Origin of the sequence: Blautia sp. 2227st1_G12_2227SCRN_220401, from assembly GCF_039062885.1 — a bacterium.
Lineage (GTDB): Bacteria > Bacillota > Clostridia > Lachnospirales > Lachnospiraceae > Blautia_A > Blautia_A fusiformis.
Window position 1 is genome coordinate 12,184 of record NZ_JBCLNI010000031.1, and the last position, 18,588, is coordinate 30,771.

13 protein-coding genes and 1 other annotated feature are annotated in these 18,588 nt (G+C 46.3%); of the genes, 11 read left to right on the forward strand and 2 right to left on the reverse strand.

What is annotated here, in order from left to right; translation table 11 throughout:
- Positions 1 to 177: 177 nt before the first annotated feature.
- The 11 genes from ABCM67_RS13675 to ABCM67_RS13725 all read left to right on the forward strand — a co-directional run bounded on the left by ABCM67_RS13675 (position 178) and on the right by ABCM67_RS13725 (position 16,398).
- The gene (locus ABCM67_RS13675) at positions 178 to 1,575 is read left to right on the forward strand and encodes a sodium:alanine symporter family protein (protein ID WP_015525503.1); all 1,398 of its coding nucleotides are present in this window, start codon (positions 178 to 180) and stop codon (positions 1,573 to 1,575) included.
- An 86-nt stretch (positions 1,576 to 1,661) separates the two neighbouring features.
- Positions 1,662 to 1,908 (forward strand) — a binding site (T-box leader).
- Positions 1,909 to 1,993: 85 nt separating this feature from the next.
- The gene (locus ABCM67_RS13680) at positions 1,994 to 2,497 is read left to right on the forward strand and encodes a TRAP transporter small permease (RefSeq protein WP_015525504.1); all 504 of its coding nucleotides are present in this window, start codon (positions 1,994 to 1,996) and stop codon (positions 2,495 to 2,497) included.
- Positions 2,498 to 5,830, forward strand: coding sequence for a TRAP transporter large permease subunit (locus tag ABCM67_RS13685; protein WP_342992925.1), 3,333 nt, complete (start codon positions 2,498 to 2,500; stop codon positions 5,828 to 5,830). It begins immediately after the preceding gene.
- A gap of 225 nt (positions 5,831 to 6,055) precedes the next feature.
- Entirely contained in the window at positions 6,056 to 6,988 is a 933-nt protein-coding gene (locus ABCM67_RS13690) for a GTP-binding protein (RefSeq protein ID WP_173745616.1), read from the forward strand.
- Complete coding sequence (locus tag ABCM67_RS13695; RefSeq protein ID WP_147603190.1) at positions 6,972 to 8,084, forward strand: DUF3878 family protein; 1,113 nt, start codon at positions 6,972 to 6,974, stop codon at positions 8,082 to 8,084. Before ABCM67_RS13690 ends, ABCM67_RS13695 begins: the two co-directional genes overlap by 17 nt.
- A 136-nt stretch (positions 8,085 to 8,220) precedes the next feature.
- A complete protein-coding gene (locus ABCM67_RS13700) occupies positions 8,221 to 8,454 on the forward strand; it encodes a hypothetical protein (RefSeq protein WP_044962326.1) in 234 nt (77 codons plus the stop codon).
- A 212-nt stretch (positions 8,455 to 8,666) separates the two neighbouring features.
- Complete coding sequence (locus ABCM67_RS13705) at positions 8,667 to 9,863, forward strand: CobW family GTP-binding protein (RefSeq protein WP_114001534.1); 1,197 nt, start codon at positions 8,667 to 8,669, stop codon at positions 9,861 to 9,863.
- A gap of 122 nt (positions 9,864 to 9,985) precedes the next feature.
- On the forward strand, positions 9,986 to 10,936 hold the full coding sequence (locus ABCM67_RS13710) for a GTP-binding protein (protein WP_021651300.1): 951 nt from the start codon (positions 9,986 to 9,988) through the stop codon (positions 10,934 to 10,936).
- Between the two features lie 79 nt (positions 10,937 to 11,015).
- Positions 11,016 to 11,594, forward strand: coding sequence for an aminoacyl-tRNA hydrolase (gene pth, locus ABCM67_RS13715; RefSeq protein WP_015525511.1), 579 nt, complete (start codon positions 11,016 to 11,018; stop codon positions 11,592 to 11,594).
- 7 nt (positions 11,595 to 11,601) lie between these two features.
- Complete coding sequence (gene mfd / locus ABCM67_RS13720; protein WP_021651299.1) at positions 11,602 to 14,928, forward strand: transcription-repair coupling factor; 3,327 nt, start codon at positions 11,602 to 11,604, stop codon at positions 14,926 to 14,928.
- A gap of 213 nt (positions 14,929 to 15,141) precedes the next feature.
- Positions 15,142 to 16,398: an FKBP-type peptidylprolyl isomerase gene (locus tag ABCM67_RS13725; protein ID WP_110102708.1), complete on the forward strand. Its 1,257-nt coding sequence runs from the start codon at positions 15,142 to 15,144 to the stop codon at positions 16,396 to 16,398.
- A 105-nt stretch (positions 16,399 to 16,503) separates the two neighbouring features.
- Here the strand turns inward: ABCM67_RS13725 and ABCM67_RS13730 are convergent, their stop codons facing one another.
- Positions 16,504 to 17,301: an HAD family hydrolase gene (locus ABCM67_RS13730; RefSeq protein ID WP_242981810.1), complete on the reverse strand. Its 798-nt coding sequence runs from the start codon at positions 17,299 to 17,301 to the stop codon at positions 16,504 to 16,506.
- Between the two features lie 10 nt (positions 17,302 to 17,311).
- Entirely contained in the window at positions 17,312 to 18,526 is a 1,215-nt protein-coding gene (locus ABCM67_RS13735) for a DUF4317 domain-containing protein (RefSeq protein ID WP_092072040.1), read from the reverse strand.
- Positions 18,527 to 18,588 lie beyond the last annotated feature (62 nt).

The window sequence follows — 18,588 nt, forward strand, 5'->3', positions numbered from 1 at the left end:
ATATTTAACAACAGGATTGGCAGCTTTTATTCACTTTCTTTCTTTATCATAGTAAAATTATAAAGCTTTTCTCTTATACATTCGACAAAAAATGTGATATAATCTAACGAATCGTCTTTTTGTACAGACAAACGTACAATCCAAAAAGACAAAATTAAATAAGGGAAGGATTATAGAATGTTATCTGTTATTGAATCAGTGAATGCTGCTGTAAACAATTTTATCTGGGGCGTTCCTGCGATGATCTGTATTATTGGTGTAGGTCTTTATTTAAGTATCCGCACAAATTTTCTCCAGATTCGGAAATTTCCCTATGCCATCAGGGTCACTATCGGACGTATGCTTCGGAAAAGAGAAGCTTCCGATGGAAGTCTGACACCGTTTCAGGCTGTTTGTACGGCGTTAGCTGCTACCGTGGGAACGGGAAATATTGCAGGTGTGGCAGGTGCTATTGCCATCGGAGGACCGGGAGCCGTATTCTGGATGTGGATTTCTGCACTTCTTGGAATGTGTACAAAGTTTTCAGAAGTAACACTTGCGGTACATTTCCGCGAAACCAATGCCAACGGAGATCTGGTTGGAGGACCAATGTATTACATTAAGAATGGTCTAAAAAAACACTGGCACTGGCTGGCATATCTGTTTTCCGCTTTTGGTGTGCTTACTGTTTTCGGAACCGGAAATGCAACCCAGGTTAATACCATTACAACAGCTATTGATTCTGCACTGATCAATTACAATGTGATCGCTGCAGACAATACTTCTACGGTAAACCTTGTTATGGGGATCATCCTTGCGATCCTTGTGGCAATGATCCTGCTTGGCGGAATCAAAAGGATCGGCCAGGTTACAGAAAAGCTGGTACCGTTTATGGCATTGTTTTATATTATTCTTGCTGTCGGTGTAGTTATCATCAACTGGAAAAATGTTCCGGGTGTTTTCAGCGCTATCATCAGAGGGGCATTTAATCCGGCATCTGTGACAGGCGGCGTAGTAGGAAGCTTTTTCATGAGTATGAAAAAAGGTGTTTCCAGAGGTATTTTTTCCAATGAGGCAGGTCTTGGTACCGGTTCCATCGCACATGCCTGTGCAGACACCAGAAAACCTGTAAAACAGGGATTTTTCGGGATCTTTGAGGTATTCACGGACACGATCGTGATCTGTACGCTGACAGCGCTTGTCATCCTCTGCAGCGGGGTGCCGGTTGGTTATGGCGCAGCAGCAGGAGCGGAGCTTACCATCAGCGGTTTTACCAGTACATACGGAAACTGGGTTTCCATCTTTACAGCAGTTGCCATGTGCTGCTTCGCATTTTCCACTATCATTGGATGGGGACTTTACGGAGCCAGATGTGCGGAGTTCCTTTTTAAGGAAAAAGCTATCAGACCTTTTATGGTACTGTACTCTCTGGTAGCGATCATCGGCGCAACTGTTGACCTTGGACTTCTCTGGAGTATCGCAGAGACCTTCAACGGTCTGATGGCGATCCCTAACCTGATCGCAGTATTCCTGCTTTCCGGTGTGGTTGTAAAGCTTGTGAAGGAGTACTTCGCCGGAGAAGGAAAGAACGCCTGAAGGAGTTTTTGAAAAAAAAACTTGACTATCAAAACAAACAGAGTTAGAATTGGTTTAACTCATTAAAGAGTTAACACATAACAGAAGTAAATTCCATGAAGGGAATCAGTAAAGACAGAGGAACCGTCTTCAGAGAGCTGTGACTGGTGTGATGCAGCGTCGGAACTGCCTTGAATATCATCCCTGAGAAGGAAAGCCGAAAGTTTCAGACAAGTAAGTAGGTTTTCACGGGTGCTTCCCGTTACAGAAGTCGCGTATGCCGGTACGTTGCAGAATCGTGCTTGTTTCAATGGAGAAACAGGGTGGTTGCGGAATTTTATATCCGTCCCTGAAAGGGGACGGATTTTTTTTATCCAAAACATTTTAAACCACGCGGTAAGGATCTGAAACCGGAAAAATATACAAAAGGGGAAAGAGTATGAAAGTGTACAAAAAACTCATGAACGCACTTGCAGCAGTAGAAAAAATCGTACTGGTCATTTCCACACTGCTGATCCTTGTGCTGACTGTGGGAAATGTATTTTCCCGTAAGGTCATCCATCGCTCATGGTCTTTTACAGAAGAGCTTGTTGTAGCGGTGTTTGTTCTCATCACACTTCTGGCAGCAGCACTTGCCTGCCGTGAAAAAGGAGGGCTGGTAAGTCTGACACTGGTTACGGACCGTCTTCCGAAAAAACTGGAAAAACCATCTGTGATCCTGATCACGGTCCTGAGCATTGTTTTTTCCGCAATTTTATTTAAATATGGAATGGACAAGGTTCTTACACAGCTGGCAAACGGCAAGAGAACTTTCGTATTGAACTGGCCGGAGTGGATCTTCTGGTCCTTCGTGCCGATCGGAGCAGGCTGTATGATCCTTCATTTTATTGAGTACTGCCTCGACTTCTGCCTGAAAAAAGATGATGAAAAGGAGGACAAATAAATGATCAGTGCAATCTTATTTATCTCCTTCTTTGTTTTCCTGATCCTGGGACTTCCCATTGCGATCTGCTTAGGTCTGTCATCTGTATGTGCCATCCTTTATTCCGGTACATCTCTGACGATCGTAGCTACAAATATGTACTCCGGAATCAGTAAATTCCTGCTTCTTGCTATCCCGTTCTTTGTTCTGTCCGGAAACATTATGGCAAAAGCCGGTATTTCCAAACGACTGATCAACTTCGTAGATACCTGCGTAGGACATAAAAAGGGCGGTATCGCCATTGTATGTGTTATCGTAGCCTGCTTCTTCGGAGCGATCTCCGGTTCCGGCCCTGCAACGGTTGCGGCACTTGGAGCAGTTCTGATCCCGGCTATGGTTGAGCAGGGCGGTTTCTCCGCACCGTTTTCCACGGCATTGATGGCAACCTCCAGTTCCATCGCCATTGTCATACCGCCGAGTATCGCATTCGTTGTATACGCTTCTATCACAGGGGTATCTATTGCAGATATGTTTATGGCTGGTATCGTTCCGGGACTTCTGATGGGTGTTGCTCTTGTGATCATCGTTATGATCGAGGCAAAGAAACATAACATTCAGCCATCCCGTGAAAAAGCTTCCGCAAAAGAGCGCTGGGATACATTTAAAGATGCATTCTGGGGATTCCTGATGCCGGTTATCATCCTCGGGGGAATTTACGGCGGTATCTTTACACCAACTGAGGCTGCAGCCGTATCTGTTGTTTACGGTCTGTTTGTTGGTATGGTGATCTACCGTGAGGTTAAGCTCAAAGATCTGTTTGACATTCTTGTGGATTCTGCAAAGACAACCGGTGGAATCATGCTGATCGTAGCGAGTGCTTCCCTGTTCTCTTTTGTATGTACCAAGTTTGGTATTGCAAATGCGGCATCTGAGCTTCTTGCCGGCATTGCACATAATCAGTTTACCTTCCTTCTGATCGTAAACATCATTTTCCTGATCGCAGGATGCTTCATTGATGCAAACTCTGCAATGTACATTTTTGTACCGATCATGCTTCCGGTATGTAAGGCTCTGGGCTATGATGTGGTAGCATTCGGTGTTATGGCAACAGTTAACCTTGCGATCGGACAGGTAACACCTCCGGTAGGTGTAAATCTTTTCGTTGCCATTAGTATCAAGATCAAAAAAGGTCTGGAGGTTACTCTTCAGCAGATCTCCAGAGCAGTTATGCCGATGATCGCTGCATCCGTTGCAGTTCTTTTGATCATCACTTATATTCCGGCTGTTTCCACAGCTCTTCCGAAGGCTCTTGCAAAAGAGGGCTCCTATACAGGAGACCAGTCTTCTGACACAGAAAGCCAGAGCTCCAAGGATTCCGGAGACGGAAGTGATTCCTTTAATACCATCGCGGATTACAGTGATCTTGACTGGCCGGAGATGACATGGAACTTCGCATGCTCTACAACTGAAACAAGTACCTGGGCTGATGGAGGACGTAAGTTTGGTGAGCTTATGGAAAAAGCAACCGGCGGAAAAGTCAAGGTTAATATTTACGCAGCAGATCAGCTGACAAACGGAAATCAGTCCGAGGGAATCCAGGCACTGATGAACGGAGATCCGGTACAGATCTCCATGCATTCCAATCTGATCTATTCTGCATTTGACCCGAGATTCAATGTAGTATCCCTGCCGTTTATCTATGATTCCTACGATGACGCGGATGCAAAATTTGACGGTGAGGCCGGAGAAAAGCTGAAAGAGATCCTTGGTGAGTACGGACTTCATTGTATGGGAATCGCAGAGAATGGTTTCCGTGAGCTGACAAACAGCAAGCATGAAGTAAAAACAGTAGACGACATGAAGAACCTGAAGGTTCGTGTGGCCGGTTCCAACCTTCTTATGGAATGCTATAAGAGATGGGGGGCAGATGCCACAAATATGAACTGGTCTGAGACCTACACAGCACTTCAGCAGAATACGGTAGAGGGTGAGGAGAACCCGTTGCCTGCGATCGACGCAGCCAGTGTACAGGAGGTACAGCCGTACTGCTCCATGTGGGATGCAATCTATGATTGTCTGTTCTTCTGTATCAACCAGGATATCTATGACAGCCTGACACCGGAACAGCAGCAGGTTGTTGATGAGGCAGGCCAGAAGGCTGTTGAGTATGAGCGTTATATCAACCGTTCCGGTGACGAGGAGATCATGAGCCGCTGGGAGAAGAGCAACGGTGTGAACTTTACAAAGAAAGAGGATATGGATATCGATTCCTTCAAGAAAGCAGTAGACGGAATCGACGACTGGTTTGTAAAGGAGCTTAAGAGTGCAGGCTATGACGATGCACAGGATCTTGTAGATCTGTTTACAGAGGATTCGGTAGATACCGTGGAGGATTACAGTGATCTGAACTGGCCTGAGACAACCTGGAACTTTGCATGCTCCACAACGGAGACAAGTACCTGGGCTGATGGAGGACGTAAGTTCGGTGAACTCATGGAAAAGGCTACCGGAGGAAAGGTCAAGGTTAACATTTACGCAGCGGATCAGCTGACAAACGGAAATCAGTCCGAGGGAATCCAGGCATTGATGAACGGAGACCCGGTACAGATCTCCATGCATTCCAATCTGATCTATTCTGCATTTGATCCACGCTTCAATGTGGTATCCCTGCCGTTCATCTATGATTCCTATGATGATGCAGATGCGAAGTTTGACGGAGAGGCCGGAGACAAGCTGAAGGAGATCCTTAACGGCTACGGACTTCACTGCATGGGTATTGCAGAGAACGGATTTCGTGAGTTGACAAACAGCAAGCATGAGGTAAAATCTGTAGATGATATGAAGAATCTGAAGGTTCGTGTAGCCGGCTCTAATCTTCTTATGGAGTGTTATAAGAGATGGGGGGCAGATGCTACAAATATGAACTGGTCCGAGACCTACACAGCACTTCAGCAGAATACGGTAGAGGGCGAGGAGAATCCGTTGCCCGCCATCGATGCAGCCAGTGTACAGGAGGTACAGCCATATTGCTCCATGTGGGATGCAATCTATGACTGCCTGTTCTTCTGCATCAACCAGGATATTTATGATGCGCTGACACCGGAGCAGCAGGCTGTTGTTGACGAGTGTGGTCAGAAAGCTGTTGAGTATGAGCGTTACATCAACCGTTCCAGTGATGATGAGATCAAAGCACGCTGGGCAGACAAAAACGGTGTGACCTTCACAGAGAAAAAGGACATGGATATCGATTCCTTTAAGAAAGCAGTAGACGGTGTAGATGACTGGTTTGTTCAGGAACTGAAAAAACAGGGCTATAATGATGGTCAGGATCTGGTAGATCTGTTTACAAAGTAATCTTCATATATGTTTATAAAAAGATAAAATAGCCGGAAAGAGGCAGTTCTGAGAGGATTTTTCAGGACCGCCTCTTTTCTTTGCGGAAAAAAGATTATATACTGATAGCAGTCCGGCATTTGTTGGGCAGGAGATTATTGAAATATGACCGGAACATAAGTAAAGCATATATTTGCATTTATTTTACTGTATGCTCCGGAGAGTTGATAAGGTAAAGGAAGAAATATGATAAAGATCGATCTGATAACCGGATTTCTCGGATCCGGAAAGACAACATTTATAAAAAAATATGCCTCCTATCTTCTGAAAAAAGGCATGAACATCGGGATCCTGGAAAATGATTTCGGGGCAGTGAATGTGGATATGATGCTGCTTCAGGATCTGATGGGAGACAACTGTGAGCTGGAGATGGTTTCCGGGGGCTGTGATGCGGACTGTCACAGACGGCGATTTAAGACAAAGCTGATCGCCATGGGAATGTGCGGTTACGACCGTGTCATCGTAGAACCATCCGGAATCTTTGATGTGGATGAGTTCTTTGACGCCCTCCATGAGGAACCGTTGGATAAATGGTATGAGATCGGAAATGTGATCGCCATTGTGGATGCGAAGCTGTCAGAGGATCTTTCTGCGGAAGCGGATTATCTGCTGGCTTCCGAGGTGGCAGATGCAGGCTGTGTATTACTGAGCAGGAGCCAGGAAGCCACGGTGGAAGAGATCAGCAGCACAAAAGAGCATCTCAACCGTGCACTTGGCCAGATCCAGTGCAGGCGCTGTCTGGACAGTGAGATCCTCACCGGAAACTGGAATGATCTTACGGACGCAGACCTGGAAAAGATCCTGGATTGCGGGTATGTGGCAGAGGATTACGTGAAGGAATCCTATGCGGAAGGCGGCGGATTTGATTCTCTGTTTTTTATGAACGTTCATAAAAGCGAGGAGGAACTTCATGAAACTGCAGAAAGGATCCTGAATGATCCATCCTGCGGAGATGTTTTTCGCGTAAAAGGATTTCTCAGAAAAGAAGATGGACAGTGGCTGGAGCTGAATGCTACCCGCCATGAGATCTGCATCCGGCCGGCAAAGCTGGGACAGGAGATCATGATCGTTATTGGGGAGAAACTGAATAAAGAGGTAATTGATGGATACTGGAAATAATACTGCAGGAAAAACAGCACCGGAGAGATATGTCTCAGAGAAGGCCTTTGAAGAGCTGCCAGATACCTTTCAGAAGCTAGCAGAGCTGCTTGGAGAAGATCAGTTTGAACTAGTGGCAGTGAATGATGAGAAAGATCCGCAGGATCAGAAAGCAGCTTCAGAAAGTGCTTTTTCGGAAGCAATTGCGGAAAAGTCCGATGACAATATGTACAGAGTGGATTCTTATGTAAAAAACGGCGAAATCCGTCTTGTGTATCTTATGAATGATGCGGTAGAAAGCTTTCTTGTTTTTGGAAATGCCCGTATGACAGGTGTATACAAACCGGATTACGAGGGCGAGATCCTGGCAGATTTAAGCCGGCAGGGTAGAGAATACATCCTTGTGGTCCACCAGGATGATTCGGTGGTGACTTTGTTTTTTGAAACCCTGTCTCTGGAAAAATATCTCTACGATTATAGCCGGATCGGTCATTTCTGGGTAGAAGGGTATGAATACTTACGGCAGCTGGAATATCGGCTGGCGATCCTCCGCGACAAATATGATTATATAGGCGGGGACAGCTGCAACGCTCTGGAGGAGAAGCTTTCTGCACTGGTGGAATTTCCGCCATTGAATTACTGCTGTTATCCTGCTGTTCCGGAAAAGTATATTGTTCCCAGGGAAAATCCGTGGATTCCCTCGGAAAAGGCATTTGAGGTAATGGGAGAGATCGCAAGGCAGGCAGGAGACCGTACCTTTGTCAGGTGGCTTGAAATTTACCGGAAACTTCCGTTTAAATGGGTAGCACGGAAACTGGCAGGAATGCTTCACCGTACAAAACACATCCAGGTAACGATGTGCCTTTCTGAAAAGCTGCGGGAAGCTTCATCCGGATATGGGAATCGTTCTTTTGGAAAAGAAGCCGATGAAGAACTTAGAGTTCTTACAGAAAAAGCCAGGACAAAGCAGGCAGAGCTGAACGAGCAGGGTATGGGATCCGAAGTACTCAGGGAAGAACCGTTTACCATTGCCAGAGATTCTCTGGGATTTAAGGTTTATCTCATGAAATGGAACAAGGGAAGAAAAGACTGTACCGTTGAAATTGAAGAAATATGACGAAATATATATAGATCCGTAGAGAATATCTGTGAAGTGTTTTTGCCCGGCAGGGATTGCTTTTTTAAAAACACTGGGGTATAATCTAACGGAAAGAGTTAAGAACAGCCCTTTAATAAGAAAGGAGATTTTTAAAATGAAAGTAACACATATTACAGATATTGATAAATTTTTTGAGGTAATTGACAGCTGCAAGGGTAGAGTAGAGCTTGTAACAGGAGAGGGAGACAGACTGAACCTGAAATCCAAGCTTTCCCAGTATGTATCTCTTGCAAACATCTTTTCCGCTGGTGAGATCCCGGAGCTTGAGATCGTTGCAGCAGAGAAAGAGGATATCGACAAGCTTATGAGCTTTATGATCAACGGCTGATAGGAAGAACGATTTTCAGGGATGTGAGCTTTTCACATCCCTCTATTAATCTGAATATAAAGCAGAATAGGAATGTCTGTTTTGTAAAATGGATATAATGACAGCAGATACAGAAACAGGTATTTTTTTCTCTGTCATCATGAGCATAACAGGATACAACCAGGGGGTATAATACTTCCTGGTCAAACTACGTTAAAAGGAGTGTATACAAAATGGTTAAAATTGATATTATCTCCGGTTTCCTTGGCGCCGGAAAAACAACTCTGATCAAAAAGCTTCTGAAGGACGGATTTCAGGGTGAGCAGGTAGTTCTGATCGAGAACGAGTTCGGTGAGATCGGTATTGACGGCGGATTTCTGAAAGAGGCAGGGATCCAGATCCGTGAGATGAACTCCGGATGTATCTGCTGCTCTCTGGTAGGAGATTTCGGAACCTCTCTGAAAGAGGTTGTTACCAAATATGATCCGGACAGGATCCTGATCGAGCCGTCAGGAGTTGGTAAGCTTTCTGATGTTATCAAGGCTGTACAGGGTGTTCAGGACGAGGTTGACATTAAACTGAACAGCTATACAACTGTTGTTGATGCAAAAAAATGCAAAATGTATATGAAGAACTTCGGTGAGTTCTTTGATAATCAGATCCAGTATGCAGGTGCTATCATCATGAGCCGTACCGATATTGCAAGTGAGAAAAAGGTTCAGGAGTCCCTGGAGCTTCTCCGCAGCCTGAATAAGGATGCTGCTATCATTACAACTCCGATCGAGAATCTTGACGGTAAGAAACTGGTAGAGGTTATGGAGCATCCGGTATCCCTGGAGCAGGAGATGCTTGAGGAGGAGCATGAGCATCATCATCACCACGACGGAGAGTGTGGCTGCGGCCATGATCATGAAGAGCATGAGCATCACCATCACCACGACGGAGAGTGCGGCTGTGGCCATGATCATGAAGAGCATGAGCATCATCACCATGACGGAGAGTGCGGCTGTGGCCATGATCATGAAGAGCATGAGCATCACCATCACCACGACGGAGAGTGCGGCTGCGGCCATGATCATGAAGAGCATGAGCATCACCATCACCACGACGGAGAGTGTGGCTGTGGACATGACCACCACCATCATCATGCAGATGAGGTCTTCACAAGCTGGGGCCGTGAGACTATTAAAAAATATACACGTGAGGGACTTGAGAAGATCCTTGAGGCACTTTCCGAGTCTGATAAATACGGTATCATCCTCCGTGCAAAGGGAATGCTTCCGGCAGAAGACGGAACATGGATCTATTTTGATATGGTTCCGGAAGAAACTGAGATCCGTGAGGGTGCACCGGAATATACAGGCCGTCTGTGCGTGATCGGTTCTAAGCTTGACGAGCATGCACTGGAGGAGCTTTTCGGGATCGCATAAAGCATATGATAAAATAAATGTCCGTTTTGACGCAAAGCCAAAGCGGAATACAGATATAGATTGTTACAGAAAGGAAACAGATACTGTACATTAAATCGTACAGTATCTGATAGGATGGATTTATGGAAGAGACCAGAGTACCCGTTTATCTGATCACAGGTTTTCTGGAAAGCGGCAAGACCTCTTTCCTGAGCTTTACCCTGCAGCAGGATTACTTTCAGATCGATGGAAAAACACTGCTGATCCTTTGCGAAGAGGGTGAGGAAGAATATGATGAGGAAGCACTGAAACAGTGCAATACTGTTGTGGAGAGCATTGACAGCGAGGAAGAGCTTACACCGGAACGACTTGCGGCAATGGAGATCCTGCATCAGCCGGAGCGGGTGATCATTGAGTATAATGGCATGTGGCTGGTAAGTAAATTCGAAGAAATGGAAAAACCGGAAGGCTGGGGCGTGGAGCAGCATATCACCTGTGTGGATGCAAGTACATTCCAGGTCTATATGGCGAATATGAAGTCCCTTTTTATGGACATGGTCCGCAATGCGGATATGGTTATCTTTAACCGCTGCCAGGAGAACGATCCGCTTCCTTCTTACAGAAGAAGCATCAAGGTGGTGAACCAGCGTGCGGAGATCATCTTTGAGGATGAAGAGGGTGAGCTTGGTGATCTTTTTGAGGATGAGATGCCATTTGATATTGATGCGCCGGTGATCGATATCCTTCCGGAGGATTATGGTATCTGGTTTGTGGATTCCATGGATCATCCGGACCGTTATGTCGGAAAAACCGTTCACTTTAAAGCACGTGCCCTGAAGCCGCGTGGAATGGGAAGCAAATTCTTTGTTCCCGGAAGAACAGCCATGACATGCTGTGCAGATGATACCACATTCCTTGGTTACATCTGCAAGAGCGCTTTTGCTCCGAAGATCGCAGAAGGCCAGTGGGTGGATGTTACTGCGAAGGTTGCGTTTGAGAAGAGAATGGAATATCAGGGAGAGGGAATCGTACTTTACGCAGAGCATGTAGAAGTTTGTGAGCCACTTGCTGATGAGATGGTATATTTCAACTGATACAATCAGAGCATTTGTATGCCTTAAGGCATAAGAAGGCCTGACATTGAAACAGGTAGATTACAGCTGAGGAGTTTTTATGTATTTAATTGCAGGTTTGGGAAATCCGGGAAAGCAGTATGAGGCTACACGCCACAATATGGGCTTTGACACCGTTGACTGTCTTGTGGAGAAGCATAATATCCCGCAGGGCGGCGTAAAATTTAATGCCATGTATGGAAAAGGTATCATCGGCGGTGAAAAAGCTATTCTGATGAAACCGCTTTCCTATATGAATTTAAGCGGCGGTCCGATCCAGGAGATGTCCGGCTATTTCAAGATCGATCCGGAGACAGAGCTGATCGTGATCTACGATGATATCGATCTGGAGCCTGGGCAGCTTCGTATCCGCAAAAAAGGCAGTGCAGGCGGACATAACGGGATCAAGGATATTATCCGCCGCCTTGGAACTGAAAAATTTATCCGCATCCGTGTTGGTGTCGGTGCAAAACCGAAAGACTGGGATCTGGCAGATTTTGTGCTGGGTCATTTTTCGGACAGTGACCGCAAGCTTGTGGATGAAGGGATCAATGATGCGGCAGAGGCTGTGGAGATGATCCTGTCCGAGGGCGTAGATGCGGCGATGAATAAATATAACAGGAAAAAGCCTAAGAATTGAGGTTTGTATGGAAGCATTTTTGCATCCTCTGCAGGGTCTTGCAGAGTTTGAAGGAATAAAAAAGCGCTGTGGCGCAAACTGCGGAATTCTCAATGTTTCCGGATGCATGGAGTCCCAGAAGGTCCATCTGATGTATGGACTTTCCGGGCTTTTTCCATATCATCTGATCCTTGCGGATGATGAGCGCAACGCAAAGGAAATCTATGAGGATTACCGCTTCTATGACAAAAATGTATATTTTTATCCGGCAAAGGATCTTCTGTTTTTTCAGGCAGATATTCACGGAAATCTTCTGATCCGGCAGCGGATGCGTGTGATCCGGGCACTTCTGGAACAGGAAGAAGTGACCGTTGTTACCAGCATCGACGGATGTATGGATTTCCTGATGCCGCTGGAAAAGATCAGAAGCAGACTTCTTCATTTTAAAAGTGACAGTGTGATCGATCTGGATCAGCTGAAGGAAGAGCTGGTAGAGCTGGGGTATGAACGCACTGGTCAGGTAGAGCTTCCGGGGCAGTTTTCTGTGCGTGGAGGAATCATTGATATCTATTCGCTGACAGAGGATAATCCCTGGCGTATTGAACTGTGGGATGATGAGGTGGATTCTATCCGGAGCTTTGATGCGGAAAGTCAGAGATCTCTGGAAAATGTAGATGAAATTACGATTTATCCGGCCGCAGAAAAGATGGACGGAGAAGATATGGTATCCTTTCTGGAGTATTTTCCGGAAGAAAAAACACTGGTATTTCTGGATGAACTGAACCACCTGGCAGAAAACGGCGAGGGTGTGGAGGAAGAGTACCGTCAGAGTCGTATGCACAGAGAGGAAAAAGGCGAGGCAAATCTTCCGGAGCAGTGGCTATGTGGCTTTCAGGAACTGCAGAAGAAGCTGAACAGACGGAATTGTGTGGCTGTATCCGCACTTTCTCCCAGACGTTCCGGATGGAAGATCAATGAGGAATTTGATCTTACGGTGAAGTCTGTAGATTCTTATAACAGCAGCTTTGAACTTCTGGTAAAGGATCTCCTTCAGTATAAGAGTCAGGGATACCGGATCGCATTGCTCTCCGGTTCCAGGACCAGGGCGGAGCGTCTGGCAAAGGATCTTTCAGAGGAAGGACTGAATGCTTTTTACAGCCAGGACATGGATCGTATCATCAGTCCCGGGGAGATCATGGTGGTCTATGGTCACGCAAGACGTGGCTTCCAGTATCCGCTGATCAAATTTGCAGTGATGACGGAAACCGATATTTTCGGCAAAGAGCAGAAAAAGCGCAAAAAAAAGAAAAAGTACAGCGGAAACAGGATCCAGGATTTTGCAGAGCTTTCCATTGGTGATCTTGTTGTTCATGAAAAGCACGGACTGGGTATTTACCGTGGAATCGAAAAGGTAGAGGTTGATCGTGTTGTGAAGGATTACATCAAGATCGAATACCGGGGCGGCAGTAATCTCTATATCCTGGCAACCCAGCTGGATGCTTTGCAGAAATATTCAGGATCCTCCGAAAACGCAAAAACGCCCAAGCTGAACAAGCTTGGCGGTCAGGAGTGGAATAAGACCAAGAGCCGTGTTAAGGGTGCAGTAAAAAATATCGCAAAAGAGCTGGTTGAGCTTTATGCAGTCCGCCAGGAGAAAGAGGGGTATGTCTGCGGACCGGATACCGTATGGCAAAAGGAATTTGAGGAGATGTTTCCTTATGAGGAGACAGAGGATCAGCTGGCAGCCATTGAGGATACCAAGAGAGATATGGAAAGCACCAGGATCATGGACCGTCTTGTGTGTGGTGACGTTGGTTACGGAAAGACGGAGGTGGCTTTAAGAGCTGCGTTTAAGGCAGTACAGGAAAGCCGGCAGGTGGTTTATCTGGTCCCTACTACCATTCTTGCCCAGCAGCATTACAATACCTTTGTACAGCGTATGAAAGAATTTCCGGTGAAGGTGGAGCTTCTCTGCCGTTTCCGGACATCTGCCCAGCAGAAAAAGACCATCGAAGGGATCAAAAAGGGGCAGGTAGATATTGTGATCGGCACCCACAGAGTTCTTTCAAAAGATGTGGAATTTAAAAATCTTGGACTTCTGATCATTGATGAGGAGCAGCGCTTCGGTGTTACTCACAAGGAGAAGATCAAGCAGATGAAAAAAGATGTGGATGTACTGACGCTGACGGCAACGCCGATTCCGAGGACTCTTCATATGAGTCTCATCGGTATCCGTGATATGAGCGTTCTGGAAGAGCCGCCGATGGATCGTGTGCCGATCCAGACATACGTTATGGAGTACGATGAGGAGACTGTTCGGGAAGCCATCCGCAGGGAGCTTCGCCGGGGTGGACAGGTGTATTACGTATATAATCGAGTCAATGACATTGCCGAAGTAGCCCTTCGGATATCCAGACTTGTGCCGGAGGCCAGAGTGGATTTTGCACATGGACAGATGAGTCAGAGGGAACTGGAGCAGGTAATGTATGATTTTATCAATGGAGATGTGGATGTACTGGTTTCCACCACTATTATTGAGACAGGACTGGATATTTCCAACGTAAACACCATGATCATCCATGATTCGGACAGATATGGCCTTTCCCAGCTTTATCAGCTCCGTGGGCGTGTAGGACGTTCCAACAGGACTGCTTATGCATTCCTGATGTATACCAAAAACAAGATGCTCCAGGAGACCGCGGAGAAACGGCTCAGCGCCATGCGGGAGTATTCAGACCTTGGAAGCGGTTTTAAGATAGCTATGAAGGATCTGGAGCTTCGTGGAGCAGGAAATCTTCTCGGTGCGCAGCAGCATGGGCATATGAACGCAGTTGGTTATGACCTTTACTGTAAGATGCTCAGTGAGGCTGTCAAGGAGGCAAAGGGAATCCGGACTATGGATGATTTTGAGACGACCATTGATCTCAACATTGATGCATTTATCCCGGATTCCTATATCGGCAACGAGTTCCAGAAGCTGGATATTTATAAGCGTATTGCCGGTATTGAAAGCCAGCAGGAGTATGATGACATGCTGGAGGAGCTGATCGACCGTTTTGGTGAGCCGACAAAAGCTGTGTTGAATCTTCTTGCCATTGCAAGGCTGAAGGCTCTTGCCCATCAGGGATATGTGACGGAGATCAAGCAGCTTGGAAAAGATGTCCGGATCACGCTCTATGAAAAGGCCAAGCTGGATCCCGCAGGTATTCCAGCTATTATGGCGCAGTACCGGAGAGGTTTGCAGTTTAAGGCTGATCATGAGCCGAAATTTATCCTGACACCACAGGGAAGGCTGATCGAAGAGCTGATGAAGTTTGCGGGGGAGCTGGCAAAACTGGCAGAGCCACTGGAGTAAAGGGAAGAATCAGCTAAGCTTAGGGTTATCCACGGGAAAAAACATCCGGTTTGTGGATACCGGATATTTTCCCGGAAAGACTTGTGGATAATTTGTGAAATGTCGTGTAAGTTCGTGAAATTCCTTGCTCTTAAAGGTGAAAACGTTTATAATCAAGTATTATGGAATAAGAGCCGGACCGTGATTCTTATGGACGGATAGATGGAGGATGAAATGAGAAATTCAGTAAAGAAAGCGGCAGTTACTGCTCTTGTCTGCGTTACAGCGGCAGGAATGATGGCAGGCTGCGGAAATAAAAAACTCGATGGTACAAAGATCGCAGTGACAGTCAATAAGCAGGAAATCCCGTTTGGCGTTGTAAGTCTGGCAGCACGTATGCAGCAGGCACAGGCTGAGGCAATGTACAAGATGTATCTTGGCGGCGGAAGCGATATGTCTATCTGGAGTACCAAAATGGATGATTCCGATGAGACTTACGGTGAAAATGCGGTAACAACTTCTGTTGAAACTGTTGAAAAGATGTGTCTGGAGAAAGAACACGCTTCCGAGTATGATGTTGAAATCACAGATGATGAGCAGAAGGCTCTTGAGGAAGCTGCCAAGAACTTCATGGCTGCCAATTCTGATGAGACAATTGCAGAGCTTGCGGTTGATGAAGATATGGTAAAGACTTTCCTCGAGCTTGAAACATACGATGTGAAGATGAAGGATGCCATTGAAGCCAAAGCGGACGTGAAGCTGGATGAGAAAGAATATCAGCAGATGTCCTTCAGCTATGCAAGTGCAAAGGTCAGCGGAGATGATCTTTCCGATGATGATATCAAGAAGAATAAAGAGAATCTTCAGAAGTTTTATGACAAGGTTAAAGAGGATCCGGCTGCAGATTTCAATACTCTTGGAGATGAGATCTCCGAGGATATGACCGCAACAACCGGAACATGCCCTACCTATGAGGAAGGTGATGACAGTGCTGCCAACGGAACTACTTATCCGGATGAGGTTCGTACCGCTTTAAGAAAGCTGGACGAGGGTGCACTGAACGAGGAGATCATAAAGACAGATTCCGTATGGTATGTTGTGAGACTGGATTCCAAGAATGATAAAACTGCAACGGAGAGTAAGAAAGAGTCTCTGACAAACACCAAGAAGGATGATTTCTATAATGATACAACAGATGGCTGGAAGAAGAAAGCTGATATCAAAGAAGAGAAAAAACTGATCAAGAAGATCAAGATCACAGATAATCACAGCTTTACGATCCAGACTTCAACTCCGACACCGGACCCGGATGTAACTGAGACACCGACAGCAGATTCTGCAGCGGCTGAGGCAACTGAGACACCGGCAGCTGAGGAGCAGACCGATGTGACCGAGACACCGGAGACAGAGGGAGATTCTGCAAAGGCTGATGAGGAGACTGCAGACAGTACAGAATCTGAGGCAGCTGCTACACCGGAAGCTGAGAAATAAGATACAATGTTTACAATGGAATGATAAGAGAAAAGACAACGAGCCGTGTACGGGTTTATCGTACACGGCTCGTTTTTGTAATGCTCATGCCTGCTTTACGGATCATCAGATCAGATTGAGATGCTCTAGTGCGTGAAGGATCCCGTCCTTGTCCACTGAGTCTGTCTGGTATGTGCAGTGCTCTTCGATGCCTCCGTAAGCATTTCCCATAGCAACGCTGACTCCGGCAGCTTTCAGCATGGGAAGGTCGTTGGGACTGTCTCCGAATGCATAGCAGTCTTCCTTGGGGATGGAAAGGCGGTCCAGGAGAAATTCCATGCCTGTGGCTTTGCTGGTACCCTTTTGTGTGACTTCCCAGATTCCGTTTCCGTGATCAAAATAGGTGTAATGATCATTACAGAAGCTGCGGAATTTTTCGACATCGGAATCCGGCAGCATATGTACCAGGAATTTGTCATAAGAGTAAGTGCAGGCATCCTCCCGATTGAATTTCGTGATGTCGACCATTGGAATTTCTTTTCGCATTTTGACTCCGAATTCGGACTGGGCCGGAGATGCGCCATCATACAGGATCTCAGTGTTGGATTCAAAAATTGCCTCGATCTTGCATTTGCGGAGAAGGTCTACGGTTTCCTTGCACAGAAGATTTGGGACTGTACGGAAAAAAAGCAATTTGTTGTCCATGTAAATGTGGGTTCCACAGCCGTATATATAGCCATCGAAATGAAGCTCTGAGAGTGCAGAGGGCATCATTACTTTGGTGCGGCCGGTGTTGATGAAAAGAAGATGACCGTTTTCATGGGCTTTTGTGAGGGCGCGGCTGGTGCTCTCCGGAACCTTGAAAGGGTGAGGCGTAAGCAGTGTGCCGTCTATGTCGAAGAACAGGATTTTTTTATCGTTCATAAGGTCTCCTTTAAAATGGGATTTCTTCTTCGGTGTTACTGTTATCAATGTCAGTAATATCATTAACAGGAAGCGGTTCTGCTGATGTATCTTCAACAGAGTTCAATGTGCTGACACGGATGCCGTTGAGTTCTATTTCACTTTCCATGGGGATCACAAGGCATTTTCGACCATCGATGATGCGGGTTTCTACCAGTTCTGCCCGGTCCGGTGCTACGTGGATCACCACGTCAGGGGTTTTGATCTCGAATTTCCGGGTGTTGGTGATGTTGGATGCTACCAGAGCTGATTTTTCTCCTGCGGCAAGCTCATACTGTTCATCGAAGTTCTGGAGCTTTTCGTCTTCTACGCCGCATTCTTCGAAGAGACGTTTGACTTCGGATTTGGTGAGGACAACAGGTTCCGGTTCGTCCTTCTGGGATTCGATGAGATCGTTGAGCTTTTCGTGGATCTCAAGGACTGTGTCGTAGGCACAGTCATCACCAAGGGTTTCTTCCACCAGAGCATTGAAGGAGTCACGCTGGGTTCCGGCAGATAGTGGTGTGGTGCAGCCGAAGACTTCTTCCATCATGGTGGAGCGGAGATTTTCGGCGTTTTTGGTGTAGTAGAGAAGTCCGTGGATATCGGTACTGCGGTCGTTGAACTGTGGGAAAAGGAAGCCCCAGTCAGGCATTTCTACCAGCCAGTCCCGGATACGGTCTTCAATATTGTTTGTCTCTGCATTGTAATGCAGGCCTGCTTTGGAGAGCTTGACCGGGCAGATACTGCAGAGGATGTGATCGTAGATCTCATCGGAAGCGTCGAACATTTCGGCACCGTCGGAGGATTTGCCGGGGATGTCGTAGACTGCGTGGATGAGGATGATGTAGTAGTTTTCACCGTAGTCGTAGTTTTCTATGATTCTGTCGTAGAAGGCTTCGGTGAGGGTGTCGTCGGTGAGTTTGCTTTTGCGGAGTTTCATGAGGAAGTTTTGGGTTCCGCCTTCAGCTTCCTGATCCAGGGGAAATTCCATGTTGATGAGGTTTTTTCCGATGGTGCCGGTGAGGGTTTTTCGGAAGATGTCGAAGTATTTGAAGGTTTCTTCCTCTGATAAGGATAAGAAGGCTTCTTTGAGTTCGGTTTTTTTGTTTTTTTCACCGTCTACGTAGCAGCCGCAGATGCGGGTGATGGAGCAGCGGTCAGGGGTGAATTGTTTTTTTATTTCTGCGATTTCTTTTTTGTTCATGTGTGGTTTACCTCGGTTTTTTAATTAGTTTGATTATAGCACAGGTGTTTGGTGGGGGCAAG